General features: G+C 73.4%; 27 protein-coding genes. 15 read left to right on the top strand and 12 right to left on the bottom strand.

The genetic code is table 11. The features are described from left to right. Nucleotides 1–105 precede the first annotated feature (105 nt). Nucleotides 106–816, bottom strand: coding sequence for an aminoacyl-tRNA hydrolase (locus MOV08_RS11690; RefSeq protein ID WP_275311761.1), 711 nt, complete (start codon nucleotides 814–816; stop codon nucleotides 106–108). A gap of 221 nt (nucleotides 817–1,037) precedes the next feature. Between MOV08_RS11690 and MOV08_RS11685 the strand changes: the two genes are divergently transcribed. Genes MOV08_RS11685 through MOV08_RS11675 form a run of 3 tightly spaced genes read left to right on the top strand, consistent with a single transcriptional unit; the run spans nucleotide 1,038 to nucleotide 2,861 of the window. Next, the gene (locus MOV08_RS11685) at nucleotides 1,038–1,955 is read left to right on the top strand and encodes an ATP-binding cassette domain-containing protein (RefSeq protein WP_275311760.1); all 918 of its coding nucleotides are present in this window, start codon (nucleotides 1,038–1,040) and stop codon (nucleotides 1,953–1,955) included. Then, nucleotides 1,952–2,632: an ABC transporter gene (locus MOV08_RS11680; protein ID WP_275307420.1), complete on the top strand. Its 681-nt coding sequence runs from the start codon at nucleotides 1,952–1,954 to the stop codon at nucleotides 2,630–2,632. The genes MOV08_RS11685 and MOV08_RS11680 overlap by 4 nt, the downstream gene beginning before the upstream one ends. Before the next feature lie 31 nt (nucleotides 2,633–2,663). After that, entirely contained in the window at nucleotides 2,664–2,861 is a 198-nt protein-coding gene (locus tag MOV08_RS11675; RefSeq protein WP_275307419.1) for a hypothetical protein, read from the top strand. Nucleotides 2,862–2,895: 34 nt separating this feature from the next. Here the strand turns inward: MOV08_RS11675 and zapE are convergent, their stop codons facing one another. After that, the gene (gene zapE, locus MOV08_RS11670) at nucleotides 2,896–4,023 is read right to left on the bottom strand and encodes a cell division protein ZapE (RefSeq protein ID WP_420834148.1); all 1,128 of its coding nucleotides are present in this window, start codon (nucleotides 4,021–4,023) and stop codon (nucleotides 2,896–2,898) included. A 67-nt stretch (nucleotides 4,024–4,090) separates the two neighbouring features. On the opposite strand from zapE, the gene MOV08_RS11665 reads away from it, so the two are divergent. The 3 genes from MOV08_RS11665 to MOV08_RS11655 all read left to right on the top strand — a co-directional run bounded on the left by MOV08_RS11665 (nucleotide 4,091) and on the right by MOV08_RS11655 (nucleotide 5,940). After that, nucleotides 4,091–4,912: a pyrimidine reductase family protein gene (locus MOV08_RS11665; RefSeq protein ID WP_275307417.1), complete on the top strand. Its 822-nt coding sequence runs from the start codon at nucleotides 4,091–4,093 to the stop codon at nucleotides 4,910–4,912. Between the two features lie 171 nt (nucleotides 4,913–5,083). Next, entirely contained in the window at nucleotides 5,084–5,560 is a 477-nt protein-coding gene (locus MOV08_RS11660) for an indole-3-glycerol phosphate synthase (RefSeq protein WP_073448961.1), read from the top strand. Between the two features lie 179 nt (nucleotides 5,561–5,739). Continuing rightward, on the top strand, nucleotides 5,740–5,940 hold the full coding sequence (locus MOV08_RS11655) for a hypothetical protein (RefSeq protein WP_039631840.1): 201 nt from the start codon (nucleotides 5,740–5,742) through the stop codon (nucleotides 5,938–5,940). Nucleotides 5,941–5,989: 49 nt separating this feature from the next. Here the strand turns inward: MOV08_RS11655 and MOV08_RS11650 are convergent, their stop codons facing one another. Further along, on the bottom strand, nucleotides 5,990–6,676 hold the full coding sequence (locus MOV08_RS11650; RefSeq protein ID WP_275307415.1) for an ABC transporter ATP-binding protein: 687 nt from the start codon (nucleotides 6,674–6,676) through the stop codon (nucleotides 5,990–5,992). Beyond that, entirely contained in the window at nucleotides 6,673–7,761 is a 1,089-nt protein-coding gene (locus MOV08_RS11645; protein WP_275311758.1) for an ABC transporter permease, read from the bottom strand. Before MOV08_RS11645 ends, MOV08_RS11650 begins: the two co-directional genes overlap by 4 nt. A gap of 204 nt (nucleotides 7,762–7,965) precedes the next feature. Between MOV08_RS11645 and MOV08_RS11640 the strand changes: the two genes are divergently transcribed. The 9 genes from MOV08_RS11640 (at nucleotide 7,966) to MOV08_RS11600 (ending at nucleotide 14,837) form a co-directional block, all read left to right on the top strand. Continuing rightward, entirely contained in the window at nucleotides 7,966–9,213 is a 1,248-nt protein-coding gene (locus MOV08_RS11640; RefSeq protein ID WP_275307413.1) for a sensor histidine kinase, read from the top strand. After that, on the top strand, nucleotides 9,210–9,851 hold the full coding sequence (locus tag MOV08_RS11635; protein ID WP_039631831.1) for a response regulator transcription factor: 642 nt from the start codon (nucleotides 9,210–9,212) through the stop codon (nucleotides 9,849–9,851). The genes MOV08_RS11640 and MOV08_RS11635 overlap by 4 nt, the downstream gene beginning before the upstream one ends. Before the next feature lie 151 nt (nucleotides 9,852–10,002). Continuing rightward, on the top strand, nucleotides 10,003–11,412 hold the full coding sequence (gene murC, locus MOV08_RS11630) for a UDP-N-acetylmuramate--L-alanine ligase (protein WP_039631829.1): 1,410 nt from the start codon (nucleotides 10,003–10,005) through the stop codon (nucleotides 11,410–11,412). Between the two features lie 15 nt (nucleotides 11,413–11,427). Further along, nucleotides 11,428–11,835, top strand: a complete 408-nt coding sequence (gene msrB / locus MOV08_RS11625; RefSeq protein WP_039631828.1) for a peptide-methionine (R)-S-oxide reductase MsrB — start codon at nucleotides 11,428–11,430, stop codon at nucleotides 11,833–11,835. 203 nt (nucleotides 11,836–12,038) lie between these two features. Next, a complete protein-coding gene (locus MOV08_RS11620; RefSeq protein ID WP_275307411.1) occupies nucleotides 12,039–12,809 on the top strand; it encodes a PH domain-containing protein in 771 nt (256 codons plus the stop codon). A gap of 102 nt (nucleotides 12,810–12,911) precedes the next feature. Continuing rightward, nucleotides 12,912–13,508 (top strand): protein kinase family protein, encoded by a 597-nt coding sequence (locus MOV08_RS11615; protein ID WP_275307409.1) that lies wholly within the window; start codon nucleotides 12,912–12,914, stop codon nucleotides 13,506–13,508. Continuing rightward, nucleotides 13,502–13,963 carry a hypothetical protein gene (locus MOV08_RS11610; protein WP_275307408.1) on the top strand — a complete coding sequence of 154 codons (462 nt, stop codon included), beginning with the start codon at nucleotides 13,502–13,504 and terminating at the stop codon, nucleotides 13,961–13,963. The genes MOV08_RS11615 and MOV08_RS11610 overlap by 7 nt, the downstream gene beginning before the upstream one ends. 104 nt (nucleotides 13,964–14,067) lie before the next feature. Continuing rightward, nucleotides 14,068–14,712: an FHA domain-containing protein gene (locus tag MOV08_RS11605; RefSeq protein ID WP_275307407.1), complete on the top strand. Its 645-nt coding sequence runs from the start codon at nucleotides 14,068–14,070 to the stop codon at nucleotides 14,710–14,712. After that, nucleotides 14,712–14,837: a hypothetical protein gene (locus MOV08_RS11600; RefSeq protein WP_275307405.1), complete on the top strand. Its 126-nt coding sequence runs from the start codon at nucleotides 14,712–14,714 to the stop codon at nucleotides 14,835–14,837. Before MOV08_RS11605 ends, MOV08_RS11600 begins: the two co-directional genes overlap by 1 nt. A 56-nt stretch (nucleotides 14,838–14,893) precedes the next feature. On the opposite strand, the gene MOV08_RS11595 is transcribed toward MOV08_RS11600, so the two are convergent. From MOV08_RS11595 to MOV08_RS11560, 8 genes are all read right to left on the bottom strand, one after another. Beyond that, a complete protein-coding gene (locus MOV08_RS11595) occupies nucleotides 14,894–15,859 on the bottom strand; it encodes an alpha/beta hydrolase (protein WP_039631826.1) in 966 nt (321 codons plus the stop codon). 305 nt (nucleotides 15,860–16,164) lie between these two features. After that, nucleotides 16,165–16,698 carry a hypothetical protein gene (locus MOV08_RS11590; protein ID WP_052286689.1) on the bottom strand — a complete coding sequence of 178 codons (534 nt, stop codon included), beginning with the start codon at nucleotides 16,696–16,698 and terminating at the stop codon, nucleotides 16,165–16,167. 401 nt (nucleotides 16,699–17,099) lie between these two features. Continuing rightward, nucleotides 17,100–17,777 (bottom strand): TIGR00266 family protein, encoded by a 678-nt coding sequence (locus MOV08_RS11585; RefSeq protein WP_275307403.1) that lies wholly within the window; start codon nucleotides 17,775–17,777, stop codon nucleotides 17,100–17,102. A 337-nt stretch (nucleotides 17,778–18,114) separates the two neighbouring features. After that, on the bottom strand, nucleotides 18,115–18,774 hold the full coding sequence (locus MOV08_RS11580) for a 4'-phosphopantetheinyl transferase family protein (RefSeq protein WP_275307402.1): 660 nt from the start codon (nucleotides 18,772–18,774) through the stop codon (nucleotides 18,115–18,117). Further along, nucleotides 18,771–19,688 (bottom strand): metallophosphoesterase family protein, encoded by a 918-nt coding sequence (locus MOV08_RS11575; RefSeq protein WP_275307400.1) that lies wholly within the window; start codon nucleotides 19,686–19,688, stop codon nucleotides 18,771–18,773. The genes MOV08_RS11580 and MOV08_RS11575 overlap by 4 nt, the downstream gene beginning before the upstream one ends. A gap of 93 nt (nucleotides 19,689–19,781) precedes the next feature. Next, nucleotides 19,782–21,365 (bottom strand): PucR family transcriptional regulator, encoded by a 1,584-nt coding sequence (locus MOV08_RS11570; RefSeq protein ID WP_275307398.1) that lies wholly within the window; start codon nucleotides 21,363–21,365, stop codon nucleotides 19,782–19,784. 357 nt (nucleotides 21,366–21,722) lie between these two features. Continuing rightward, a complete protein-coding gene (locus MOV08_RS11565) occupies nucleotides 21,723–23,594 on the bottom strand; it encodes an alpha-keto acid decarboxylase family protein (protein ID WP_275307397.1) in 1,872 nt (623 codons plus the stop codon). Continuing rightward, nucleotides 23,591–25,690, bottom strand: a complete 2,100-nt coding sequence (locus MOV08_RS11560) for a flavin monoamine oxidase family protein (RefSeq protein ID WP_275307395.1) — start codon at nucleotides 25,688–25,690, stop codon at nucleotides 23,591–23,593. The genes MOV08_RS11565 and MOV08_RS11560 overlap by 4 nt, the downstream gene beginning before the upstream one ends. Between the last annotated feature and the right edge of the window lie 11 nt (nucleotides 25,691–25,701).

Below are 25,701 nucleotides of genomic sequence, written 5' to 3'. Positions count from 1 at the left end.
GACCTGCTGTGCTGCCCGGTGCGGCCACGGTGTCGCCCCGAGGGCAGACTTCGGTCGGGCGCCGTCCGGAACGCCGGGCAGCCCGTGGTCCGCAATCCGCGCGACCTACGGCCGTCGTGTGCGGGGGAGGGGGCAGAATCGGCTGCCCCCTTCGGTCACCACGGTTTTCCCGGGGGCGATCTCGGTGAACCCGGCGTCCCGCACCACGGGCAGTCCGCTGGTCGTCAGTGCCGGCCAGGCCGCGGGCGTCGCGGTGCGCACGGTCAGCGGGAACCCTGCCGCGCGCCAGGCTTCCCGCTCCGCCGTGGACAGCTCCCACCAGGCCAGCTGTGCGCCGTGCCCGGCCTGTGCCATCGCCTTGCCCGCCGACATCTTCAGCCCGGGATTGAGCCACAGCACCGGCGCGCCGTCCGCGGGCTCCGCGGGGGCCTGCGGTTCGTCCAGCTCGGTGCCGGAGACCTGGAGCCGGGCGAGGTCCTTCGGCCAGCCGTCCAGCGGCACCGGCGGGAAGACCCGCACCTCGGCCTCGCGGCCGGTGACCGTGATGCCGGGCAGGGCCTCGGCCCGCCGCCACTCCGCTCCGCGCGCCCGCCGGACCACCTTCCGTATCCGGGAGTCCTGCCAGTCGTGCACCGCACGGGCCCACTCGCCCGCGTCGGTGGCCCGTTCGTCGGAGAGCAGTACCAGCACCGCCCGCGCCGCGGTCTCCAGCGCGTCCGTGCGCCCGGGGGGTGCGGCCCGCTCCACGCGCACCACCAGCGGCAGGACGTACTCCGGCGCTGGCTCCGTGGGGGCCTGCGCCCGCTGGTCGTCGATCCGGGTGGGCGCGCTGTGCTCGCCGGACGGGCCGGCGGTCTCGGTACTGGTCACCCGATCAGTCTGCCAGCCGCCACCGACAGTCCCCCTCGCGACCGCCGACGGTCGCCGAGCCCGCGCCCGCCGAAGCGATGCTGCCCGCGCCCGGCTACCGTCGGCGGCTACAGGGGAACAGGGGAGCGGGGGAGGTGCGGCCGATGCCGCGGCAGGATGCGCAGCGGATGCGGCTGGACGGGGTCGGGCGGCGCTACGGCCTGCGCGGGCCCTGGGTGCTGCGCGAGGTGCGGCTCGATGTGCCGGCGGGCGCGCTGTTGCGCATCGAGGGGACCAACGGCAGTGGCAAGTCCACGCTGCTGCGGCTGCTCGCCGGCATCGACCGGCCCACCACGGGTCGGATCACCGGGCGTCCGCGCACCGCCTACGTCCCCGAGCGGTTCCCGGCCGCCCTGCCGTTCACCGCCGCCGGCTATCTCGCCCACCTCGGCCGCGTCCACGGCCTGCGGACACCGGAGGCGGCGGACCGCGCCGCCGAGTGGCTGGCGCGCTTCGGCGCCGCCGGTCACGCCCGGACACCGCTGGCCGAGCTGTCCAAGGGGACGAGCCAGAAGGTCGCGGTCGCCCAGGCACTGCTCGCCGAGCCCGAACTCCTCGTCCTGGACGAGGCGTGGACCGGGCTGGACCCGGCTGCCCGCGACACCCTGGACCGCGCGGTCGCCGAACGGGTCGCCGCCGGCGGCACCGTGGTCTTCGTCGACCACGACCCGCGCCGACTGGCCGGGGCCGCGAGCGCCCGCTACCGCGTCGCCGACGGCCGGCTGCTGCCCCGGGAGCCCGGTACGGCCGCCGAGCCGGCCGACGGGGTCGACGCCGGTGCCGGCCCGCGGACCGTCGTCGAGGCGGAGGGTCCGCCGGGCAGCCCGCCGCCGCCCGGCCTGCCGGGCGCGCCGGACCTCGCCGCCGGCCCCGGCAACAGCCTGCGGCTGACCGTCGCCACCGTCCACTCCGACGCCCTGCTGCGCGCCCTGCTCACCGCGCGCCCGCCCTGGCACATCCGGGTGGTCGCCGCCGCCGAGCCGCCCGGCCCCGGAACCCCTGGAACCCCCGGAACCCCTGCTCCCGGAGAGGCCCCCCGTCCATGACCGCCTCCCTGCCCCCGCTGATCCGCTATCAGGCGGCGCTGCTCGTCGGTTCCTACCGCTGGCTGCCGCCGCTCCTCGCCTACGCGGCGTTCCTCGCGATCGGCGTCCAGACCGGCGGCCCGATCCTGGACGCGTACGGCTACGCCGCCGGCGGGCTGCTGCCGGTCTCCGTCTGGCTGGCCCGGATCTGTGCCACCAACGAGCCGCCGGCCGCCCGCAGTTGCGTGGCGGCCGCCGCCGGACCCGGCCGGGCGCACCTCGCCGCGCTGCTGGCCGCGGTCGGCGCGGCGCTGGTCCTCGCACTCGCCGGGACGGCCTTCGTCGCGCTGCTCTCCGACCCGCACTCGACCGGCCACCGGGTCGCGGTCCCGGTGCTGCCCGCGACCGGCGCCGGGCTGCTCACCGCGTTGGTCTGCCTCTTGCTGGGCATCGGGATCGGCGCGCTGTGCTCCCCGCCGGTGCTGCGCCGCCCCGGCTGGGGCGTCCCGGTCGGGCTGATCGCCGCGCTGCTGGTCCTCGTGCTGGGCGCGTCGCCCGCCAACGCCGCGCTGCGCGGCATGATCACCGGCTCCGAGCGGGGCACCGTCGCCGTGCCCTGGCTGTCGCTCGCCGTCGCGGTGCCGCTGGCGTCCGCAGCCACGGCCCTGGCCTGCGCCCTCAGCGGGCGCCGCGGCTGAGGGCTCCGGGTCCGCGGCGTACGCTCGCCCCATGCCCCGCACCGATCCGCACCCCACGCCCGACCCGGACGACCCGGGCCCGGAGGCCCCCGGCGCCGAGGCGGGCGAGCCCCACGCCGACTGCGTCGAGTGCGGCCGTCCGACCGCATACCCGGCGTCCCGGCCGGGCATCGTCCGCTGCCCGGTCTGCGAGTGGCAGGAGGCCCAGCGCTCGGCCTGCTCGGGCTGACCCGCCCGGCGCCCGCCGGACGACCGGCCGCCGGCTACGCCACCAGCGTCTTGGCGTCCCGGGCCAGCGCGGTCAGCCGGGAGATGGCACGGAAGTACTTCTTCCGGTAGCCGCCGCGTAGCATCTCGTCGCTGAACAGCTCGCCGAAGGGCTTGCCGGAGGCCAGCACCGGCACCTCCCGGTCGTAGAGCCGGTCGGCGAGCACCACCAGACGCAGCGCGGTGGACTGGTCCGGAACCGCCTGCACGTCGGTGAGGCAGACCGCCGCTATGCCGTCGCACATCGCGCCGTACCGGCTGGGGTGCACCGTCGAGAGGTGGTGCAGGAGGGCCGGGAAGTCGTCGAGCGACGCGCCGGGGGTGTGGTGCGCCGCGCGGGCCACCGTCTCGTCGTCGTACGGGGCGGGCGCCTCGGGCAGGCCGCGGTGCCGGTAGTCCTCGCCGTCGATGCGCAGGGCGCGGAAGTGGGCGCTCAGGCCCTGGATCTCGCGCAGGAAGTCGGCGGCGGCGAACCGGCCCTCGCCGAGCTTGCCGGGCAGCGTGTTGGAGGTGGCGGCCAGCGCCACACCGGACTCCACCAGCTTGCCCAGCAGGGTGGAGACCAGCACCGTGTCGCCGGGGTCGTCCAGCTCGAACTCGTCGATGCACAGCAGCCGGTGGGAGCCGAGCGTGCGCACGGTCTGCTGGAAGCCGAGCGCGCCGACCAGGTTGGTCAGCTCGACGAAGGTCCCGAACGCCTTGAGCTCGGGGGCGGCGGGGGTCGCGTGCCAGAGGGAGGCAAGCAGGTGGGTCTTGCCGACGCCGTAGCCGCCGTCCAGATAGACCCCGCGCGGGCCCTTGGGCGCGGCGGTCTTCTTCGGTCCCCGGGAGAACCAGCGCCGCTTCCCGCCGGTGTCCGCGTCCGCGCCGTCGATGCCCGCGGCGAACGTCCGCAGGACCTGCACGGCCTCGGCCTGGCTGGGCTGCCCCGGGTCCGGCAGGTAGGTGTCGAAGCGGGCGCCCTGGAAGCGCGGCGGCGGCACCATCTCGGCGACCAGGCGCTCGGCCGGGACGTGCGGCGCGCGGGAGGTGAGCGCGGTGGGCGCCGTGGCGCGGTCCCCGTCGGCCGGGGGCGCGGCTATCGGAGAGGGGGCGGGGGAGGACGAGCAGTGGGAAGGTGACACAGCCGTCCAGCCTAGTCGCTGCGTGGCATCACCCGACCGGGTGAGCGAGGCATGTCACACTGCGCCCATGCGACGCCTGTTCCCCTTCCCCACCCCGACCACCCCCACCCCGGAGGCCGACCGGACCGCCGGTCCCGATACGACCGCCGACCGCGAGTGGACGCTGGACGAGCTGGCCACGGCCTATGCGTACCCGGAGGCGGACGACCCGGTGCGGGCCGGCCGCCCCGGATGGCTGCGCGCCAACATGGTGTCCTCCCTGGACGGTGCGGCGCACCACGAGGGGCGTTCCCAGCCGCTCTCCGGGGATGCCGACATGCGGATCTTCGGGGTGCTGCGGGCGCTCTCGGACGCGGTCGTGGTGGGCGCCGAGACGGTCCGGCGGGAGGGCTACCGGCCGGCCCGCGCCCGGGCCGCGTTCGCCGACCGGCGGGCCGCCGCCGGACAGGGCCCGGCCCCCGCCATCGCGGTGGTGACCGCGGGCCTGGAGCTGGACTTCGCCCTGCCGCTGTTCACCGAGCCGCTGGTGCCCACCCTGGTGCTCACCGGTGCCGGCGCCCCCGAGGACCGGGTGCGCGCGGCCCGGGCGGCGGGTGTCGAGGTGCTCTTCGCCGGCGAGGGGCTGGGCGTCGACCCGGCCCGGGTGGCCGAGGTGCTGGCCGGACGGGGACACACCCGGCTGCTCACCGAGGGCGGGCCGCGCCTGTTGGGGCAGTTCGCTGCGGCCGGGGCGCTGGACGAGATGTGTCTGTCGCTGGCCCCGGTGGTGGCGGTGGGCGATGCGCAGCGGATCATGGACGGGCCCGCGGTCGCGGTTCCCGCGCGGTTCGCGCTGGTGTCCGTGCTGGAGGAGTCCGGATTCCTGTTCACCCGTTACCGCCGGTTCTGACAGCGCCGCAGGTTCTCGAAAGAGCGGAATTATCTGTTCCGCTTAGCTTCCGTTGGGCACACTAAAAGCCGACAGGTCCCGTGTGGCGACGGGGCAGGATGGTTTCTGTGGGCACCGTGGCGAGCGGTGCGGAAGAGAAGAAGGGCGTCCGTCGTGTTCACGAGCGTACTGATGATCGAGAAGCCTCTGACGCCCGCCGACGTGGAGTTCGTCACCACCCTGCACGGCGATGACCCGGTCTCCTTCGTCGTCCTCATGCAGCCGCGCGGCAAACAGGACGTCCTGTTGCGGGCCATCGACGATGTCGCGCTCGGCGAGTTCGAGGACGCCGTGCGGGAGGGCGACGAGCCCGGCGGGGCGAACGCCGTGCTCCCCGCCGAACAGGGCTTGTCGCACACCCTGGAGGCGCTGCGCGCCGCGGGCTCCGAGGCGGTCGGCCAGGTGGTCGAGGACCATCCGCTGGACCTGCTGAAGTCGGTGGTCGACGAGACCGGCGCCGACGAGGTGATCGTGCTGACCACCCCGCACTTCGTCGAGGAGTTCTTCCACCGCGACTGGGCCTCCCGGGCCCGCCACAAGGTCGGCGTCCCGGTCCTGAAGCTGTTCTCGCACGCCGCCGACGACCAGCCGCACGCGTCCGGCGCCTGACCCGCTCCGGTACGGCCCGCACCCGCCGGATCACGTCAATCCCGCACCGACCCGCCACCCGAACGGGGTATCTGTAGCGGACTGCTGTCCCGATTCGGTGCGTTCCTGGTCAGGAAGCGGCCCACCGCGGGCCGCAGCCGGCACCGCCGAGGACCGGCGCATCGAGGAAAGGGGACGTCATGGCGGAGCAGCGGGAACCGGACGCGCCACGCAAGCGCGGTCGTCGCGAGGGCCGGGCCAGGGACGACGAGCGCGACCCGGAGCGGTCGCGGCAGGCCGCCCCGGAGACCGAGGAGTCCACGCCCGAGAGCGGAACCGGCACGAGGCGGGCGACCGACAAGCACGGCCTGTTCCCCACCTTCTCGCACCGTGACGACTAGCAGCCGCGCGTACGGGACGCGCCGGTCCCCCCGCCCGTCCCATACACCCTCACACCCCGGCGCCCGCCCCTGAGGTCAGCCGGCCGTCCAGCACCTCCGCCACCGCGTCCACCGCGTCCAGGTGGGAGCGGTCGTGCGTGACCAGCACCGTCGCGGTGCCGCGGGCGTGGGTGAGCTCGGTCAGCAGGCCGAGGACCGCCGCGCCCCGCTCGTGGTCCAGTGCGCTGGTCGGCTCGTCGACCAGCAGCACCGAGGGCTCGTTCATCAGCGCCCGGGCGATGTTGACCCGCTGCCGCTGGCCGCCCGACAACTGGTGCGGACGCCGGTCCGCCTGGTCCGCCAGGCCCACCGCCGCCAGCAGCTCCCGCGCCCGGGACCGCGCCGTACGGGGCGAGCGGCCGTCCAGATGGGCCATCACCTGGAGCTGCTCGGCCGCGGTCAGCGCCGGCAGCAGGTTCGGCTGCTGGAAGACCGTCCCGATGGTGCTGCGGCGCAGCGTCGTCAGCTCCGCGCGGCTTCGCCCCGTGGTGTCCCGGCCGGCGATCACCACCCGCCCGCGGTCCGGCCGGATCAGCGTCGCGGCGACCGCCAGCAGGCTGGACTTGCCGGACCCGGACGGCCCGACCACCGCCGTCAGGCAGCCCGCCGGCACGGTCAGCGACACCGCGTCCAGCGCGGTCAGCCGGGTGTCGCCGTCGGGGTAGGTGAGGGTGACATCGGACAGTTCGAGGCTCATCGGGCACTTCCCAGGGCGGTCAGCGGATCGACGGACGTGATGCGGCGGATGGACAGCGCGGCGCCCACGGCACCCAGCGCGATCATGATCAGGGCCGGGACCAGCACGGTGGACGGGTCGAGCACGAACGGCACGGTGCCGCCCACCGCGGCGCCCACCCCGGCCGCCGTCGCGGTCCCCAGGGCCGTGCCGGCCACCAGCAGGACGACGGCCTGGCCGAGGGCGTCCCGCAGCAGATAGCGGGTCGAGGCGCCGAGCGCCTTGAGCACCGCGACATCGCCGCTGCGCTGGATCGTCCAGACCGTGAAGAACGCCCCGATGACCAGCGCGGATATCGCGAACAGGAAGCCGCGCATCAACTGGAGCGAGCCGTTCTCGGCGCTGTACGAACCGATCGCGGTCAGGGCGTCCGCGGCGGCCACCGTCCTGGTGTCCAGCCGGCGGTCGGCGGCGGCCAGGCCGTCCGCTCCGGTGGTGGACAGGGCGAGCACGGTCGCGCCCCCGGAGTCCGCGCCGCCGGGGCTCCCGGACAGCCGGTGCCAGTCGCCGAGCGAGGCCCACACCACCGGCGTGTGGCTGTACATCGCCGCGCCCGACACCGCCGCCACCGCGAGCTTCCGGCCGCCCAACGAGACCCGGTCGCCGGCCCGTACACCGAGCGTCGAGGCGGCCTTCTCGGACAGCACCACCGTGCCGTCCCCGGCCGGCCCCGCGGACGGCGCCAGGTGCGACCCGGGCCGCACCCCGAACACCGACACCGCCGCCGACTTCCCGCCGGCCCCCTCGGCCTTCGTGGTGGCGATCCCCAGCGGCTCCGCGCTCCGCACACCGGGCACCCGGGCCCACTCCCGCACCGTCCGCTCCGGCAGCCGGGAATCGGTGAACGACGGCTTGCCGTCCCCGGCGGGAGCGGAGAAGACCAGGTGGTCGGCGGGGAGCGCGGTGATCGCCGAGGTGTTCTCCCGGCCCAGCCCCGCCGTCAGGCCGGACAGCAGCCCCACCAGCACCGTGATCAGGGTGACGACGGTCCCCATCAGGGCGAACCGGCCCTTGGCGAATCTCAGATCTCTCCAGGCGACGAACACCGGCGCGGCCATCCTCGACAACGGTGCCGGGCCCGCTGCCCGGCGACTGGCTCCCACCGTCGCCCACCGCGCGGGTACCGGGCATCGCGCCCAGGTGTGGTTCACCGGGGCCGAAAGATGCGGTCCGGCCTCCACCTTTGGATGCCCGCGCTCCACCTTTCGATTGATGCCGGCGGCGGAACCGGACCGTAGCCTGAAGGGGCCGTGACCGAAGAAGCCAGGACCGACCACTCCCTCACCCCTGTTCTGCGCGTCCTGCGCCTGTGCCTCCATCTGATGGTGGCCGCGCTGCTCGCGCTCGCCGCCGTACGCGCGGTGGCCGACGGGAGGCCCACCGCACCGGCCGTGCTCGCCACCGCCGTGGTCCTGCTGACGCTCTACGTCCTCGGCCCCGTACTGCCCCGGGTCCGCAGCTCCTCCCGCGCCGCCGCGCTCTGGCTCGCCGCCGTGGTCGCGGTCTGGATGGTGCTGCTGGCGCTTACCCCGGACGGCGTCTGGCTGGCCTTCCCGCTCTTCTTCGTCCAGCTGCACCTGCTGCCGCTGCGCTGGGCACTGCCCGCCGTCGCGGCCAGTACGGCCCTCGCCATCGCCGGATTCGCCTGGCACACCCACACCCTCAGCGTCGGCACGGTCATCGGCCCCGTCCTGGGCGCCGCGGTCTCGATCGCCGTCGTCCTGGGCTACCAGGCCCTCTACCGGGAGAGCGAGCAGCGCCGCCGCCTCATCGAGGAGCTCACCGAGGCCCGCAGTGAACTGGCCGTCGCGGAGCGGGCCGCCGGCGTCCTCGCCGAACGGGAGCGGCTGGCCCGCGAGATCCACGACACCCTCGCCCAGGGCCTGTCCAGCATCCAGCTGCTGCTCCGGGCCGCCGAGCGGGCCGTGCCGGAGCGGCCGGAGACCGCCCTCGGCCACATCCGGCAGGCCCGTACCGCCGCCGTCGACAACCTCGCCGAGGCGCGCCGCTTCGTCCGCGCGCTGAGCCCGCCCGACCTGGAGGCCGGTTCGCTGCCGGCCGCCCTGGAGCGGCTGTGCGCCGCCACCGCCCGCACCTCCGGGCTGGTCGTGCACTGCCAGGTCTCCGGCGTCCCCGCCCCGCTGCCCACCCCGCACGAGGTCGCCCTGCTGCGCATCGCCCAGTCCGCGCTCGCCAACACCGTCCAGCACGCCGCCGCCGGCCGCGTCGAGCTGACCCTGAGCTACATGGACACCGAGGTCGCCCTGGACGTCGTCGACGACGGCGCCGGGTTCGTGCCCGCCGAGGTCCCGCCGCCCGGCTCCGCGGCGGCCGGCGACTCCGGCTTCGGGCTGGCCGCGATGCGCGCCCGGGCCCGCGCCCTCCAGGGCACCCTCGCCGTCGAGTCCGCCCCGGGGGAGGGCACCGCACTCGCCGTCACCCTGCCCTGCCCCGACCCGTCCGCCGCCCCCGAGACCGCACCGGGAGCCGCCCCGTGACCGCACCCGCCGCCCCCGTCCGGCTGCTGCTCGCCGACGACCACCCCGTCGTCCGCGCCGGACTCCGCGCCGTCCTGGAGACCGAGCCGGACTTCGAGATCGCCGCCGACGTCCCCACCGCCGAGGAAGCCGTGGAACTGGCCGGGCGGCTCGACGTCGACGTGGTCCTCATGGACCTCCAGTTCGGCGGCCGGATGCTGGGTTCCCGGGCCACCGCCGAGATCACCGGCCGCCCCGGAGCCCCCCGCGTCCTGATCCTGACCACCTACGACAGCGACGCCGACATCCTCGCCGCCATCGAGGCCGGCGCCACCGGCTACCTCCTCAAGGACGCCCCGCCGGACGAGCTCGCCGCCGCGGTGCGGGCCGCCGCCGCCGGGAAGTCCGCGCTCGCCCCCACCGTCGCGCTGCGCCTGATGGACCGCATGCGGACGCCCGCCACCGCCCTCTCCCGCCGCGAGACCGAGGTCCTCCAGCTCGTCGCCGACGGCCTGTCCAACGCGGCGATCAGCAAGCGGCTCTTCCTCAGCCAGGCGACCGTCAAGTCCCACCTCGTCCACATCTACTCCAAGCTGGGCGTCGACTCCCGCACCGCCGCGGTCGCCGCCGCCACCGCCCAGGGCCTGATCCGCCGCTGAGCGTCGCCGCCGCGGGGCCGGCCGCGCGGCGCACACCGCCGCGGGGTCGCGGACCGCCGCTGTCGGTGCCGGGTGCGAGAATCGTCCGCAGCACGACGTACGACACCACGCTCGACCGCACGATCCGCTCGACGATCAGGGAGACCCATCCATGGCACCCGCCACCGCCATCCCAGCCTCGATGGAACGGCCGCACTTCATCGGCATCGGCGGTGCCGGCATGTCGGGCATCGCCAAGATCCTCGCGCAGCGCGGCGCAGCGGTGGCGGGCAGCGACGCCAAGGACTCCGCGACCGCCAAGGCCCTGCGCGACCTCGGCGTCACCGTCCACATCGGGCACGCCGCCGAGCACCTCGCCCAGGACGCCACCAGCGTCGTGGTCTCCTCCGCGATCCGCCCCGACAACCCCGAGCTCGCCGCCGCCCAGCAGCGCGGCGTCCCCGTCGTGCACCGCTCCGACGCCCTCGCCGCCCTCATGGACGGCCTGCGCCCCATCGCCGTCGCCGGCACCCACGGCAAGACCACCACCACGTCGATGCTCGCCGTCTCCCTCGGCGCCCTCGGCCTGAAGCCGTCGTACGCCATCGGCGGCGACCTCGACGCCCCGGGATCCAACGCCGAGCACGGCACCGGCCAGATCTTCGTCGCCGAGGCCGACGAGAGCGACCGCAGCTTCCACAAGTACGCCCCCGAGGTCGCCATCGTCCTCAACGTCGAGCTGGACCACCACGCCAACTACGCCTCGATGGAGGAGATCTACGCCTCCTTCGAGACCTTCGTCGACCGCGTCCGCCCCGGCGGCACCCTGGTCGTCTCCGCCGACCACCCCGGCGCCCGCGAGCTGACCGCCCGCCTCGCCGACCGCGACGACATCGAGATCGTCACCTACGGCGAGTCCAAGGACGCCGACGTCCGCATCCTCCAGATCACCCCGCACGGTCTGGCCAGCGACGTCACCGTCACCCTCACCAGCGGCAAGATCCTCACCTTCACGGTCTCCGTCCCCGGCCGGCACTACGCCGGCAACGCCGTCGCCGCGCTCGCCGCCGGTGTCGCCCTCGACCTCCCGCCGCACCAGCTCGCCGACGCCCTCGGCAAGTACACCGGCGTCAAGCGGCGCCTCCAGCTCAAGGGCGAGGCCGCCGGCGTCCAGGTCATCGACTCCTACGCCCACCACCCCACCGAGATGACCGCCGACCTGGAGGCCATCCGCAGCGCCACCGAGGAGTCCGGCGGCCGCATCCTCGTGGTCTTCCAGCCGCACCTGTACTCCCGCACCCAGGAGCTGGGCACCGAGATGGGCCAGGCGCTCGCGCTCGCCGACGCCTCCGTCGTCCTGGACATCTACCCGGCCCGCGAGGACCCGATCCCGGGCGTCACCAGCGCCCTGATCACCGACGCCGCCCGGGCCGCCGGCGCCCAGGTCACCCCCGAGGCCGACAAGAGCGCGATCCCGGACCTGATCGCCGGAATGAGCCGCCCCGGTGACCTTGTTCTCACCATGGGCGCGGGCGATGTGACCGACCTCGGCCCCGCCATCCTGACCCGCCTGGGCGCATGAGCTGAGGAGCCCCCGATGACGTACGAGATCGACAAGCCCGACGAGCAGTGGCGCGCCGAGCTGACCCCGGCCGAGTACCACGTCCTGCGCCAGGGCGGCACCGAGCCCGCCTTCGTCGGCGAGTACACCGACACCAAGGCCGCCGGCGTCTACTCCTGCCGCGCCTGCGGCGCCGAACTCTTCCGCTCCACCACCAAGTTCGAGAGCCACTGCGGCTGGCCGTCCTTCTACGACCCCAAGGACACCGACGCCGTCGAGCTGTTGGAGGACCGCGGCCACGGCATGGTCCGCACCGAGGTCCGCTGCGCCCGCTGCGGCTCCCACCTCGGCCACGTCTTCGAGGGCGAGGGCTACCCGACGCCGACGGACCAGCGGTACTGCATCAACTCGATCTCGCTGCGACTGCTCTCCGACGAGAGCTGAGCACCGGTCGGGTCGGGAGGAGGTGCCCGTCGCCCCCTCCCGACCCGACCGCCCCGCCTCGCCGCTTCCCCCTCCCCCGCGGGCGACCGACGCCGGCCGCGGACCGCCGGGACCCGTCCCGCGCGCCCGGTCCTACGGTGACGCCGCGCTCCGGTCGGTCCGGACACCGGAGCGGACCGGCGATCCAGGGCGGGCGAGGAACGATGACCATCGACGAGGACGTGCACTTCCCCGAGTACCGGGCTCCGGCGGGATGCCTGGGCGGGCTGGCCCTGCCGAGCGTGGGGCTGACCGGGATCCTGGCCGGGCTGGCGCAGATCTCCCGGAACGGCGCGCCGTTGTGGCTGCTGCTCGCGCTGCCCGCCTTCCTGATCCTGGTGTTCCTCCTCCTGCGGATCGCGTCCGGACGCGTCGCGACGTTCACCGGGCCGGACGGCATCACGCTCCGCAGGCCGTTCGGGGAGCGCGGGACCGCGTGGCCGGACATCCAGGCCATCGAGATCCACTCCAACCCGTCCGCCGTCGCGGACTCCGGCATGATCGCGGAGTTCGTCGTGCTCTACGACCGGGACGGGCGCCGGCTGCTGCTTCCCCACCTCAACAGCAAGACGGTGTTCGGGCTGCACGAGGACGTGGCGAGGCTGCGGGAGCTGTGGGAGCACCTGCGCGGCGAGGACTCGGTGGCGCTGCCGGAGGTCGCGGAGAAGATCGCCAGGACCCGGCGCGGCATGCGCCGGCAGCGCGGGCTCGTGGTCGGGGTGGCGGTCGGTGGCGGAGTGGCGATGGTCGGCCTCGTGCTGTTCCTCGTCCCGGTGCTCACCGGGGCCCTCGACGGTGTCGGGGTGGACGCGCCGCCCCTGGTGGCCGTGGGGTTCGTGGCCGTGGGCGGGGCGGTGGGCGCGGTACTCGGCCAGCGGTCGGCGCGGCGGGGGCCCGCCGCGCCACGGACGCGCTGGACCCGCCTGCACCGATGAACGCGAAAATCCGGTGAAGGCGCACGGTGACGCCCCGGTGACCCACTACGTTCGGTGGTCGCAGGCAGCGGACTTCCGGAGCGTGGGTGAGGGGGCGTCTCGGTGCGCCTGGGAACGACGATGGGTGGGCGCTACCGGCTCACGCGGGGTCCGCTGCGCGGGGGCATGAGCGAGGTGTGGCTGGCCCGCGACCAGCGGCTGCCGCGCGATGTCGTCCTCAAGCGGCTGCTCGCGGCGGACGGGACCGCCCCGTTCGACGTGCTGGAGGCCGAGGCGCGGGCCCTCGCCCGGTTCGGCCACCCCCACGTCGTCACCCTGCACGACGTGCTCACCCTGCCCGCCCCGGGACGGCTCCGGGTGGGCCGCGGACGGCGCACGCGCCAGACCCGGCTGGTGATGGAGTACGTCTGCGGGGGCAGCCTGGAGGACCGGCCGCCGCTGCCGCCGCGGCGCGCCGCCCGGCGACCCTCACCCCGCGGCGCCCCGCCGGCTACACCCCCGACTACGCGGCTCCCGAGGTCGTCCGGGGTCGCCCCGAGCGCGCCTCGGACGTCTTCTCCCTGGCCGCCACGCTGCACCACCTGGTCACCGGCCGGCCGCCGCGCCCCGGCGCCACCGGCGCGGACGCCGACCCGTACGTCCTCGCCCGCCGGGCCGCCCGCGGCGAGGTCGAACTCGCCCCGGATCTGGGCGTGTTGAGCGAACTGCTGCCGGCCATGCTGGCCCGCGACCCCGCCGACCGACCGACCGCGGCACAGGCCCTCCGGTTGCTCCGCGAGGTCGCCGGTCCACAAGACCCGCTGCCGGCGCCAACGCCAACGCCAGCGCCGACGCCGGCGCCGAGCGTCGACGATGCGGGCGCGCCGGCAGCGCCGCCGGCCGGGATCGGGCGGTTCCGGGGCCTGCTCATCGGCGCGGGATCGGCCGCCGTGCTGGGCGCCGTCGTCGTCCTCGCCGTCCGGATCCTGCTCGGCGGTCAGGGCCCCGCGGCGCCGTCGGACGGCACGCCGACGCGGGCGACGGACGCCGGGTCCCGCTGGGGCGACCACCGCACCGCCGACCCCTGCGCGCTGGTCGAGCCGTCCGTGCTCGGGCGGTTCGGCGGGCGGAGCTGGACCCCGCCTACGGCAACTTCGACCGCTGCGACGTCCTAGCGGCACACCGTGGGGACGGCTCCCGAACACCGGGGCGCACCATGGCAGGCCGTCCGCACCTCACCAGGGACACGCCCTGGAGCCACCATCCGAGGAGACCGGCGATGCACTTCTCCGACAGCCTGGCGCGCGGTGTCGCCTCGACGGGGCCCGGCACCCTGCACGCCCGTACCGTCACCGGCGGCATCAAGGTGCCGCCGCGGACGGGACTGACCGTGCGCTTCGGCCGTGGTGAGCGGCCCGATGTCGATCTGGGCGTCGGCGTGGACGACCTGCGGGTCAGCCGCCGGCACGGTCAACTGACGTTCCGCAGACGGCAGTGGTGGCTCACCAACACCGGGCAGCAGCTGCTGCGGCTGCCGCGCGGCCGGATGGTGCACGGCAGCAGCGAGCCGGTACCGCTCGCACCGGGCTACACCCCGCTGTTCGTGCGGGGGTCCGGATTCCGCGAGCACCTGGTCGAGCTGTATGTGACGGGCCACGACGACCAGGGCCCGGTCTCCCGTCGCCGCGCCGACACCGTGGCCCCCGACCGGTGGCCGATGGATGACGACGAACGGCTGCTGCTGGTCGTACTGGGCCAGCGCTACCTGCTCTGCGAGGAGGACCCGCGCCCGCTGAGCCACGGCCGCGCCGCCGAGCAACTCCGCTACCTCCGCTCCGAGGAGAGCTGGAGCGGGCGCAAGGTCGAGTACCGCATCGAGGCGGTGCGCCGGCGCCTGCACGGCACCGGGTTCCCCACCCGCTGATGCACGACACGTCCGCCGGCCGCCCCTCGGACAACAGCCTGCTGCACAACCTGCTCAAGGGCCTGGTGGAGTCGACGACGCTGGTCCCGCCGGACCTGGACCTGATGGAGGAGGGCGGGCTGTGACGATCGCCGCTGCTCCGCCCGCGCCGCCGGCCGATGGACCGGCCCCCGCTGCGGGCTCAGCGTCCGAGGATCCGGCGGAGCCAGCGGGTACGCGCGTCGAGGGCGTCCAGGCTGAGGGCCGCCCGCGGCGCGAGGGTGTCGAAGCCGTGGCAGGCACCGGCCCACACATGGAGTTCGGCCTCGCCGCCGGAGCGCCAGATCGCCTGGGCGTAGGCCACCGCCTCGTCCCGGAAGGTCTCGGCCGACCCGACCTCGACGTAGGCCGGGGGCAGCCCGGACAGCTCCGTGGCGCGCGCGGGTGCCGCGTAGGGCGGCAGGTCGGCGGCGCCGTACCGGTCGCCCAGCAGCGCCTGCCACGCGGTGGCGTTGGAGGTGCGGTCCCAGGTGTCGACGCCGGCCATCTGATGGCCGGAGAAGGTGTCGTTGCGGTCGTCGAGCATCGGGCTCAGCAGCAGTTGACCGATCGGAGCCGGCCCGCCGCGGTCGCGGGTCAGCAGGGCGAGCGCCGCGGTGAGGCCGGCGCCGGCGCTCTTTCCCCCGAGGATGATGCGGTCCGCGTCGAAGCCCTGCCCGGCCGCCTGGTCGGCCGCCCACACGAGCCCGGCGTAGCAGTCCTCCACGGGGTCGGGGTACTGCGCCCGCGGCGCCAGTCGGTACTCGACGGAGAGGACGGCGAGCCGCAGCGGAAGGGCCCATTCGCGCAGCAGCCGCGGAAGCACGGACCAGGCATTGCCCATGATCATGCCGCCGCCGTGCAGGTAGTACAGCAGTGGCAGCGGCCCGGCGATCCCGGCGGGCCGGGCGCTGACGAGCCTGACCTCGCCCCCGCCGCGCGGCCCCGGCGCGGACACCTCCGCCACCTCGAACCGGCCGCCGTCCGCCAGCTCCCGGACCGTCGGCCGGGGCCGGGCCGCGGCGTCCCGCTCCTGCCTGGCCGCGAGGTCCTGAGGGGTGACCGGTCTCCGTGCCGCCTCGTCCATGGCCGCCAGCACGGTGCGCAACTCCGGGTCGATGGGCGGCACCTGACGCGTCGTCGCGCCGGGAGCATGCTCCGACGGCGTCCCACCGAGACCCACACCCACACCCACGACAGGTCCTCCCCACGGTCGCGGGACGCCCGATGCCGTCCCGCCCGGGACAGCTTGTCAGCCGTGGCCGATTCCCGACGAGGCCGGGTCCCGCGTCGGCGGGTGAGGGGGTGCACCCTGGTGGAGAGCGCCGGAAGCGGTCGTGGTCCGCACACCGATGCCCGCCCCTCACCGAGCGAGGAGCGGGCATCCGGGCCGCGCTGTTGCGCGGGGTGCGTCGGGCGTGTGGTGCCGGGCGCTCAGAAGCGGACGACGTTGTTGCAGCCCACGGTCGTGCCGATCCTGGTGTGCTCCACGCCCCGCCGGTCGAACCACCGGTGCCAGGAGCCGAACCAGCCGTTCGCGACCCCGACCCCGCCGAGGACGTCGACGTTCTTGTCGAACGTCCGGCACGAGGTGAACTGCCGGATGACGATCTTGTGGCCGTGCGACGAGCCGCGCCGGCCGTTGGACTGCTGCCGGACGACGGGCTGCCGGATCGGTTGCTGCCGGACGATGTTCTGACGGACCGGCTGGTGCCGGACGACGATCTGCCGTCTCGGCTGCTGGGGGGCGGTGTACTGCCGGATCGGCTGCTGCCGGATGATGACCTGCGGCTGCTGCCGGATGATCACCTGCTGGCCCGGCAGCGTCCGGATGGCGGTCTGCTGGCTCGGCTGGAGCTGGCGGTGGCCACCGCCCGGCCCGGCGTTGGCGGAGGCCGTGCCCGCGCCGAGAAGGCCGACGCTGCCGAGGACAGCCACCATGACGGCAGCCTTGCGAAGCTTGCGCATGTTATCTCCGAAAATCGATCGGATACGATCGGTAATTGATCGTCTTCATACGGTTAGTGGAGATTAATGCAAAATGTGACGCACTTGCCCAGGGACGCGCCGAATTCCGCGGCCGTCACCAACCGGTGCCGCAACGGGTGCCGCAACTGGTGCCGCCCGGGCCGTCTTTGACGGTGTGCCGGGTCAAGCCCACTCGGCCGCACGGCTGACTTCGGATTCCGGGCCGTCGGTTCGGGGCGAGGCTGCCCGCTCCGGCGGGCGTACGAAAATATGACGGGACGTCGGCCCGGCCGGACGGCGCGAGGACGGCGCGCGGTGCCGGGCGGGGCGCGGGTGCCACAGGGCCCGGCCGGGGCGCCCGAGACGGCGCACCTCCCGGCCGGGCCCGCCCCGGTGCCGAACTATCCCCGGCTGAAGGGGAGTTTCGCGGTGAGCCAGGTGACCAGCTCATGGGGGTTGCGGCTCTGGGTCCACAGCCGGCCGGGGCCGGTGAACTCGAAGACCAGGCCCTCGCCGGACTTCAGCGTCTGCATCAGCCCGCGGGTCACCTTGCGCGTGGTGTAGGAGACGCCGTCGTCGAACGCGACCAGGTGCCCGGAGTCCAGGACCATCTGCTCGCCGGGCCCCAGCTCGACCTCGTCCAGCGCCCCGTAGCAGGTTGCGAGGACCTGGCCCCGGCCCTCCGCGCGGACCAGGAAACCGCCCTCGCCGCCGGCCAGGTTCTTGAACCCGCCCCACTTGGTGTCGAGGTCGATGCCCTCGGACGAGCACAGCCAGGCGCCGCGGGCGAGGTTGACGCCGCCGTCGACGGCGATGGCGGTCACGTCGCCGGGGAGGTTCGCGGCGAGATCGACCCAGCCGCCCGCGGGCCCTGCCGTGAAGCGGGTGACGAAGAGCGACTCACCGCCCAGGACGCTGCGCTTGAGCCCCTTGAACAGGCCGCCCTCGGCTTTCGCCTCGACCCCGATGTCCGCGGAGGTGGCCATCATCGCCCCGGACTCGCCGCGGACGGCCTCGCCCGCCGCCAGGTGCACCCGGGCCACCGCGAACGAGGGGCTATGCCGTACTTCGATCTTCATGTCAGCCTTCTCTCGGCGGAGCGGTTCTCCATGGGGTGGTCGCTGCCGGCGACGCGGCGCAGCGCACCGCGGCCCGGCCGAGGGCGGTCTCCGGAGGCGTCGCCCCCGCCTCCTCCGGGCCGCGGCAGCGGCCGCGGCGTCGCCCGGCGCGTCCGGTGGGCCTGCTCCGCGTCCGGCGGATTCCTCCACGTCACAGCCCCGAATCATCCCATGTCGGGGGTGGGCGCGCGGAGGCGTTTCCCGGCCGCCGGGACCGGACGGGAGGGGCGAGCCGGGACCGGCCCGGGCGGCGGGGCGCCGCCGGGCGCTTCCGCGCCGGGTGCCCGGGCCCCGTCCGTCACGCCGGTATCGTCACCGCCGTCACCACCAGTCCCGCCCCGATCAGCCACCGGCCGTTGAATTCGCCGAGCCTCCGGCCGTCCACCACCGGGCCCGGTACCAGCAGCCGGGCGGTGAAACTGGCGTTGGTGGGGTCGAGCGTGAGGTGGGCGTCCTCGAAGCCCAGCCAGCGGCCGGTGAGCGGATACCACGCCTTGTAGACGCTCTCCTTGGCGCTGAAGATCAGGCGGTCCCAGCAGATCTCCGGTTGGTGCCGGGAGAGTTGGGCTATCTGGGCCCGCTCCTCGGGGAGGGACACCAGCTCCAGGACGCCGGGGTCGTCTATACGGGCGTGCGGCTCGGCGTCCACGCCCAGTGAGCGGATGTCCGTCGCCCGGGCCACCGCGGCGCAGCGGTAGCCGGTGCAGTGGGTCATCGCGCCGACGATGCCCTTCGGCCAGATCGGGGCGCGGCCGGGCCCGGGAAGCACCGGGCCGGGGGCGATGCCGAACGTGCCGAGGGCCCGGCGGGCACAGTTGCGCACCGTGCCGAACTCCCGCTGGCGGTGCGGCACCGACTCGGCCACCAGCGCGAACTCCTCCGGGTACATCTCCGAGACCGGGTCGTCGTGGAAGGACTCGGCGGTCGCTATCGGCGGGGGCAGCAGCTTCTCGATCACGCGGGCACTCCGGTGGTCGCGACGGGCAGGATCTGGACCGGGCGGCCGGGGGAGCCGGAGCGGCGCCGCCACTCGCGAGGGTAGCCCAGCGACACCTCCTGATGAGGCACTCCGTCCCAGACGATCAGTCGGGGGATGTGCAGGTGGCCGTAGACCACCGTGGCGGCGCGGAACCGCCGGGGCCAGTCGGCGGTGGCCTCCGTCCCGCACCACAGGGCGAACTCCGGGTACCACAGCGGTCTGGTGGGTTCGCGGACCAGCGGCCAGTGGTTGATCAGGATCGTCGGCAGGTCCTCCGGGAGCGCGGCGAGCCGGGCCTCGGTCTCCGCCACCCGGGCCCGGCACCACGCCTCGCGGGACGGATGGGGGTCGGGGTGGAGGAAGTACTCGTCGGTGCAGACGATCCCGGCCTTCTCGGCGATCGCCAGGGCCTCCTCCTTGGAGCTCGCGCCGGGCATCCGGAAGGAGTAGTCGTAGAGCAGGAACAGCGGTGCGATGACGACCGGGCCGCCCGCGCCCTCCCAGATCGGATAGGGGTCCTCAGGGGTGATCACCCCCAACTCCCGGCAGATCTCCACCAGATGCTCGTAGCGGGCCACCCCGCGCAGCTGGAGCGGGTCCTGGGCGGGCGTCCACAGCTCGTGGTTGCCGGGCACCCAGATCACCTTGGCGAACCGTTCGCTCAGCAAACCGAGTGCCCACCGGATGTCCTCGGAGTACTCCCCGACGTCGCCGGCGACGAGCAGCCAGTCGTCGTCGGATTCCGGTCGCAACCGCTCGACGATGTCGCGGTTCTCCTCGTACCGGACGTGCAGATCACTGACGGCCACCAGCCGGCCCTCGCGCGAGGCGGGGGCCGGCCCGGAGGTGGCGTGTTGGGCGCCGGGGGCGAAGGTGCGGATCTCGTAGGTCACCTCAGCAGTAAAGACGGTGACGCGGGGAGAGTGAAGCGACTTCCATGATCCAACAGCTGTGCCGCCGGCCCGCCGGGCCCGCGTGCCCGGCCGTCACCGGCTCCCGGGCAGGGGGGCGCCGCCGCGCCGGATCCGGGTGGCAAGCCACAGGTCGAAGCGGTCGTCGGGGTCCTCCAGGCGCCGCCCGGTGAGGTCCATCGCCTTGTCCAGACGGTTGCGCACGGTGTGCCGGTGGACGCCGAGCCGGCGGCTGGTGGCGTCCCAGGCCCCGCCGGTCTCCAGCCAGGCGGAGAGGGTGGCGATCAGCTCCTCGCCGTGCTCGGCCAGGTCCAGCGGGCCCAGCACGGTGTCGGCGTAGCCGTGCAGCGTCCGCCGGTCGCCCAGCCCCAGCAGCAGCCGGGCGGCCTCGCTCTGCCGGGCCTCCACGGGCGCGCCGCTGGTCCGACTGACCGCCAGCAGCCCGGTCGCCTGCCGCAGCGACACCCGGACCGCCTCCGGCGCGGTCGCCGGGCCGATGCCCGCCGGGCAGTGCGGCGCGAACCGCCCGAGCACCGCGTGGATGTCCAGCTCCTCACCCACCACCGCCTCGATCAGCGGCGCCGCAGCGGGCCCCGGACCTCCGGTCACCCGCACCAGGCCCCCGGGCATCGCCAGCGCCAGATCGGCCGCCGTCTCCTGGGCCGCGCCCTCCGACGGCCCGACCGGCGCGGGGTCGCCGCCCGCCCCCGTGGCGGGCGCGCTCTCCACGACGACCGCACGCACCCGCTCCGCTGACAGCCCCACCGAGGCCAGCATGTCCCGGGCCCGGTCCGCCGCCAGCTCCTCGTCGGCCAGTAGCTCCGACAACAGCGCCGACCGCCGGCGGCGCTCCGGCTCGTCCCGCAGGTGGCGTCGCTCCAGCTCCAGGGAGAGCAGCGAGATCAGTCCCGGGACGACGGACCGGGCGGCGTCGTCCGGGCGGCCGGCGAGCAGCAGCAGGCCGCGCAGCCGGCGGGCGCCGAGCGGCTGCACCTCCAGCTGCCGGCCGCCGAAGGTGCTGGTCGCGCTGCCCCGCAGCCCCCGTGCGGCGACCCGTTCGACCAGGTCGTGGGCGTGTTCCAGGGGCGTCCGCGGCTCCTGCTCGGCGGTGGCCAGCTGCCGGCCCAGCGGATCGAGGACCGTGGCGCCGATCCCGGTGGCGGCCGTCCACTCCTCCAGCATCGGCTGCAGGCCGTCGCTGGTCGCCGCCGCCGCGGTCAGCCGCCGCTGGGTGGCGAACGCCCGGTGCAGCACCTCCCGCTGCTCGGTGGCCCGGGCGTCGAAGACCGCCTTGGTGACCGCGATGAACGGCACCTCGTCCGGCACCGTCAGCAGCGGCAGCCCGGCCTCCCGCGCCGCCGTGACCAGTGGCTCCGGCGCCGCCTGGTAGGGCAGTCCGTGCCCCAGCCCGAGTGCCAGGCAGGCCGCGCCGCCCTCGGCCACGTCGCGGACGTAGGCCCGGCAGGCCGCCGGCTCCATCGGCAGCAGCAGCCCGATCGTCATCAGCAGCTCGCCGCCCTGCAGCCACTTCCCCGGGACCAGGAGGTCGGAGACGGTCGCCGCCTCGATCGTGCGGGACAGCAGCTCGGGCGGCACGTCGTAGGTGAGGGCCAGATGCAGGCCGGGTCGGGCCAGCAGGTCCGAGATACGCAAGGACATAGACATAGTGTCCACCACATATTCATAATCCGTCGGCCGTGGGTTCGAGTCCCACCCGCCCCACCGCGGGCGGAAGCACCAGGGCGGCGTCCTCGGACAACTGTCACGCTGTCCAGCCCAGAGGTGGGAACTTCAACCCTGCGCCGATCCGACGCGGCGGCCGAGCCATCGGCATGTCCATCAACCCCGACTATTTGAAACGGCCCACCGGATGAACCGATGGACCGTCACGAAGGATCGAGGTCAGGTGAAGGTGCCGAACCCTGTCGCCTCGTCCAGGGCGCTTTCTGCAGCCGTCACGTACATCGACGAGGAGGAGGCCAGCGCCAGTGGTGGCCTCCTCCTCATGTCGGTCTGTCAGTCGGGGCACTTCTCCTTGATCTTGTACGTCATGGCCTTGGGATAGTCGTGGCGGTCGAGCTTGACCTGGATCAGGATCGGGCCGTCGTTGATGCGGTCCTCCGGGTTGGCGATCCGGTTCAGCAGTCCGGCGAGCTGTCCGTGGGTGTGGATCTGCTCGCCGTACATCGGAGTCTTCTCCGAGCCGAACACCTCGGCCAGCCGGTCGTAGTTCCACGGGTGAAGGACGTTGTAGAAGTCGGCACCGTCCGACGTCCGGCCCTTGTAGTAGCAGGGATTGATCAGCATCTGCTCGATCCCGTAGAAGCCCTCGTTGTCCAGCACGAAGACGACGGGATTGATCAACTGCCTGACATGGGTGGACAGTTCCTGGCAGGTCTCCTGGAACGAGCCGTCCCCGACGAACACCACAGGGCGCTTCTCCTGCTCCTGCCGAGCCAGTGCGATGCCCGTGGTGGCGCCGACCGCATAGCCGATCGACAGCCAGCTGTTCTGCGCGATGTACGAGGCACGTTCGGGCATGTGCAGGTTCATCGAGCCGATCAGGGCGAACGCGGCGTCCGAGATGACGGTGTACGGGGTGGTGGCGCTGGTGCCGGAACCCGTGGTCTCGTCCCTGAGGAACGCGCTCATGTGCTCGAAGAAGGTGTCGTAGGTCAGCGGTGACGGCATGGCCTGATCCGCGGAGCTGAGGCCGGCCAGGTAGGCGGCGGTGCTCTCCGGGACGTCGAGGCCCTGGTCGTGGGCCTGGGCGAAGGCGTCGGAGGCCAGTTCGCGAGGGCCGAAGGACTGCGTGAGCGCCTTGCCCAGTTCCGGGATGAAGCGGGCGAGCTGCACATCGGGGAAGTAGGAGGTGCCGACGCTGACACCGTCGCGGGCGGCGACGACCCAGTCGGGGCCGATGGTTTTCGTGCCGGCGAGGTTCTTCGACGTCGACCAGGTGCCCAGGCCGATCCGACAGCACGCGCCCTTGAAGGCGGCGTGCACATCCGGGTCGCTCGCCTTGCCGTTGTAGACGCCGGAGAACCCCGGAGTGTTCTCGGAGACGACGGACTTGGCGCCGATGGTCGTACAGAACGGGATCCCGGTGTCCGCCACCAGCGTGGTGAACTCCTCGGCCAGCCGGTAGCGGTCGACCTCCTCGCCAGCCCACAGGATCGGATTCTTGCCCGGATGTTGGTTCTTGAAGTGCGTGATCAGTTCGACGGTGGCCTTGACCGCATCCTTGAGCATGTCGCGGTTGCGGGAGGTGAACGGGCGAACGCGGCGCTCCAGCCTGCCCTGGGGCGCCTCGCAGGGCGCTTTCCAGAGATCGTCCATGACCTCCAGGTAGACGGGTCTGCGTTCGGAGAGGCACGCGGTGAGCGCGGTGTCGATCTGGGCGGGGGCCAGTGCGGCGTTGGAGATCACCTGGGCGTCGACGGTGACCTGGCGGTAGACGTCGAGATTGCTCTCACGGCGCTGGCTCATATGGGAGGTGAGCAGGCCGACCGCCTGGTAGTTGAGCCACTGCTCGTACGACGGCGCGGCGGTGATGGCGATCAGTGGCACGTACTCGACGTACGCGCCGCCGATGGGGTTGAGCAGGTTGAAGGACCCCACGCTGTAGGTGACCGCGACCGCGCCGATGCCCTGTTCGCCGTCGGCCGGGGTGACGTCGGCGGCACGTGCCCGGGCGTACGCGTCGGCTGCGTAGCCGGCTCCTGTCTCGGTGGGGGTGCCGACCCACTTCACCTCGGTGTTGTCCTGCATGATCGTCAGGAACGGGCCGAGATGGTCGCCGGGCACTCCGAAGAGGTGCGTGATGCCGAGCTGTTCGAGGCGTGTGGCCAGGTAGCGGCCCACGTTCCACTGTTCGGTGCTCGTCATGATGTCAGGGCCTCCTGCGGGCGGGCTTCTTCCGGTGCCATGGCGGCGATGTCGAGAGGGGGTGGGGCGGGGTGTTCGTGCACCGTGATGGCGGCGGCGACGGCGGTTTCCACCGCTCCTTCGATCCAGGCGTGCTTGAGTGAGATGTGCTCGCCGGCGAAGTGCACCGGTCCTTCCGGCTGCATCGCGTCGAGATGGAAGCTGGTCATCTGGTGGGGGGTGTACACCGCGGCCTCGCCGAAGGCGTACCGGTCGCGCAGCCAGCTCTGGGTCTGCCCGCGGTAGGTGTAGAACGCCTCGATGCGGCGACCGTGGACGGTCTGCAGGTTGCGCAGGGCGTAGACGTACCGCTCGTCGTCATCCATGGAGTCCCAACGCGCGGCGTCGTCCGACCAGCTGTAGCTGGCCAGGACCACGCCGCCCTGAACGTCGAGAGCGTCGGAGGCGAGGTGGGAGGGGTAGTACATGAAGCGGTTGGGGTTGTCCGTGGTGGAGCCACCGCCGAAGGCGTTGGTGGCCTCCCGGACGGGAGCCTGGCGCAGCGGCGTGTTGCGGTAGTGCTTCAGCTGTGCCTGGTTGACCTGTGCGGGCTCCAGGCCGCTGCGGCTGCCGAGCGGACCGGTCGGCGAGTCCAGCAGCTCCTGCGGCATGGCCCTGGCGGCCTCGGCTTCGTCCTCGCCCTGCTCCTGGTACCACTTGTACAGCTCTTCGCCGAGCTCTGTTCTCCAGTCCTGCTCGGTGAACTCCCACCAGCGGCGGGAGAATTCCAGCAGCACCTTCGTGGCCTGGTCGTAGTGCGTTTCGATGATGGCGCGGCGCTTCTTGTACGAGAAGGGCGGGTGCACCGCGGTGAACCGCAGGCTGGAGAACGGAACGGTGACGATGGCCATGTCACCCACCCAGGTCTGAGGCGGCGCCAGCGGGTCCGCCTCACTCACGGTGTCGATCACGACCTGAGGGCCGCACGATCCTGTGATCCGGCCGGGTGCCTCGTCGCTGCCGGGGTTCCGGTACTCCAGCCGGATCATCCGCTGGCCCATCTCGATGCTGCCGGCCAGCTGGTCCGCGAGCCGTTGGGGGAGCTGCCAGTTGCCGCCTTTGATCTCCCAGTAGGTGGCGCTCGGGTTGATGTCGCTCCGGCCCAGGAAGGTGTGGAAGAACGCCAGGTGCAGGCGTGAGGTCATGTTCTCGATGGTGCCGATGGCCTCGATCGCCTCGTCGCTGAACTTCGCGTACTCCCGCAGGAACCGGCCCATGGAGTAGCCGTCGAAGTCCCTGATGACCTCGGCCCAGCCTTCCACCCACTCCTCGAACGGCTTGCGCACGCGCTTGCCGTTGTCGTCGATGTACGAGTAGTAGTTACGGACCGGTTCCAGGGCCTCGTGGACCATCTCGGAGACAGGCGTGCACGCCTCGCTGCCGGAGAGCTGGAAGCCCTCGTTGATCGGACGTGGGTTGTTCGCGTAGTGCCCCCTGCGGTTCTGGGTGCGGTTGGTACGGATCCAGGTGCGGTTGGCCTTCTCCGGCTCCTTGAAATCGGGGCTGTCGCTCCCGTACTGCCACTTCTCGTTGTTCTTGAAGGAGTGGTAGACGACGGGAGGGGTCGGCGCGTTCTCGTTGCCCGTACCCGGTTTGACGTCGACGTTGTAGAACAGCCGTCGGTGGAGCCCGAGTTTGTCGATGAGCGCCACGGTGAGCGGATGGAAGTCCGGGATCCGCATCGCCCCGGCCTCCGCGTACTGGCGCTCGTCCTGGAACGGCGGCTTCTTGCCGGCGTCTTCGGTGCGGAACGTCTTGATCCGGCCGCCCACCCGGCTGGCATTGGCCTCCAAGATCGTCACCTCGTGGCCTGCGTTCTTCAGCAGGTGACCGGCGACCAGGCCCGCGATGCCCGCGCCGACGATCAGTACGTGCTTGCGGTTCTCCTCCGTGGCGGCGGGCAGCCCGGTGTCGATGAGCGTCTTGAGATACCGCAGCGTGAGGTCTTCACCTTCCGGGCCGATCAGCAGCAGGGCCTTGGCGAGCTGCCGGTGAATCTCCGAGGGAGGCTCGCAGCCGGGAGAGGTGTTCGAGGGAGGGGTGCTGGTGGTGTCCATGCCTTCTTCCC

Source organism: Streptomyces yunnanensis (genome assembly GCF_029011865.1).
GTDB lineage: Bacteria > Actinomycetota > Actinomycetes > Streptomycetales > Streptomycetaceae > Streptomyces > Streptomyces yunnanensis.
This window is presented reverse-complemented; position numbering and strand designations above follow the sequence as displayed.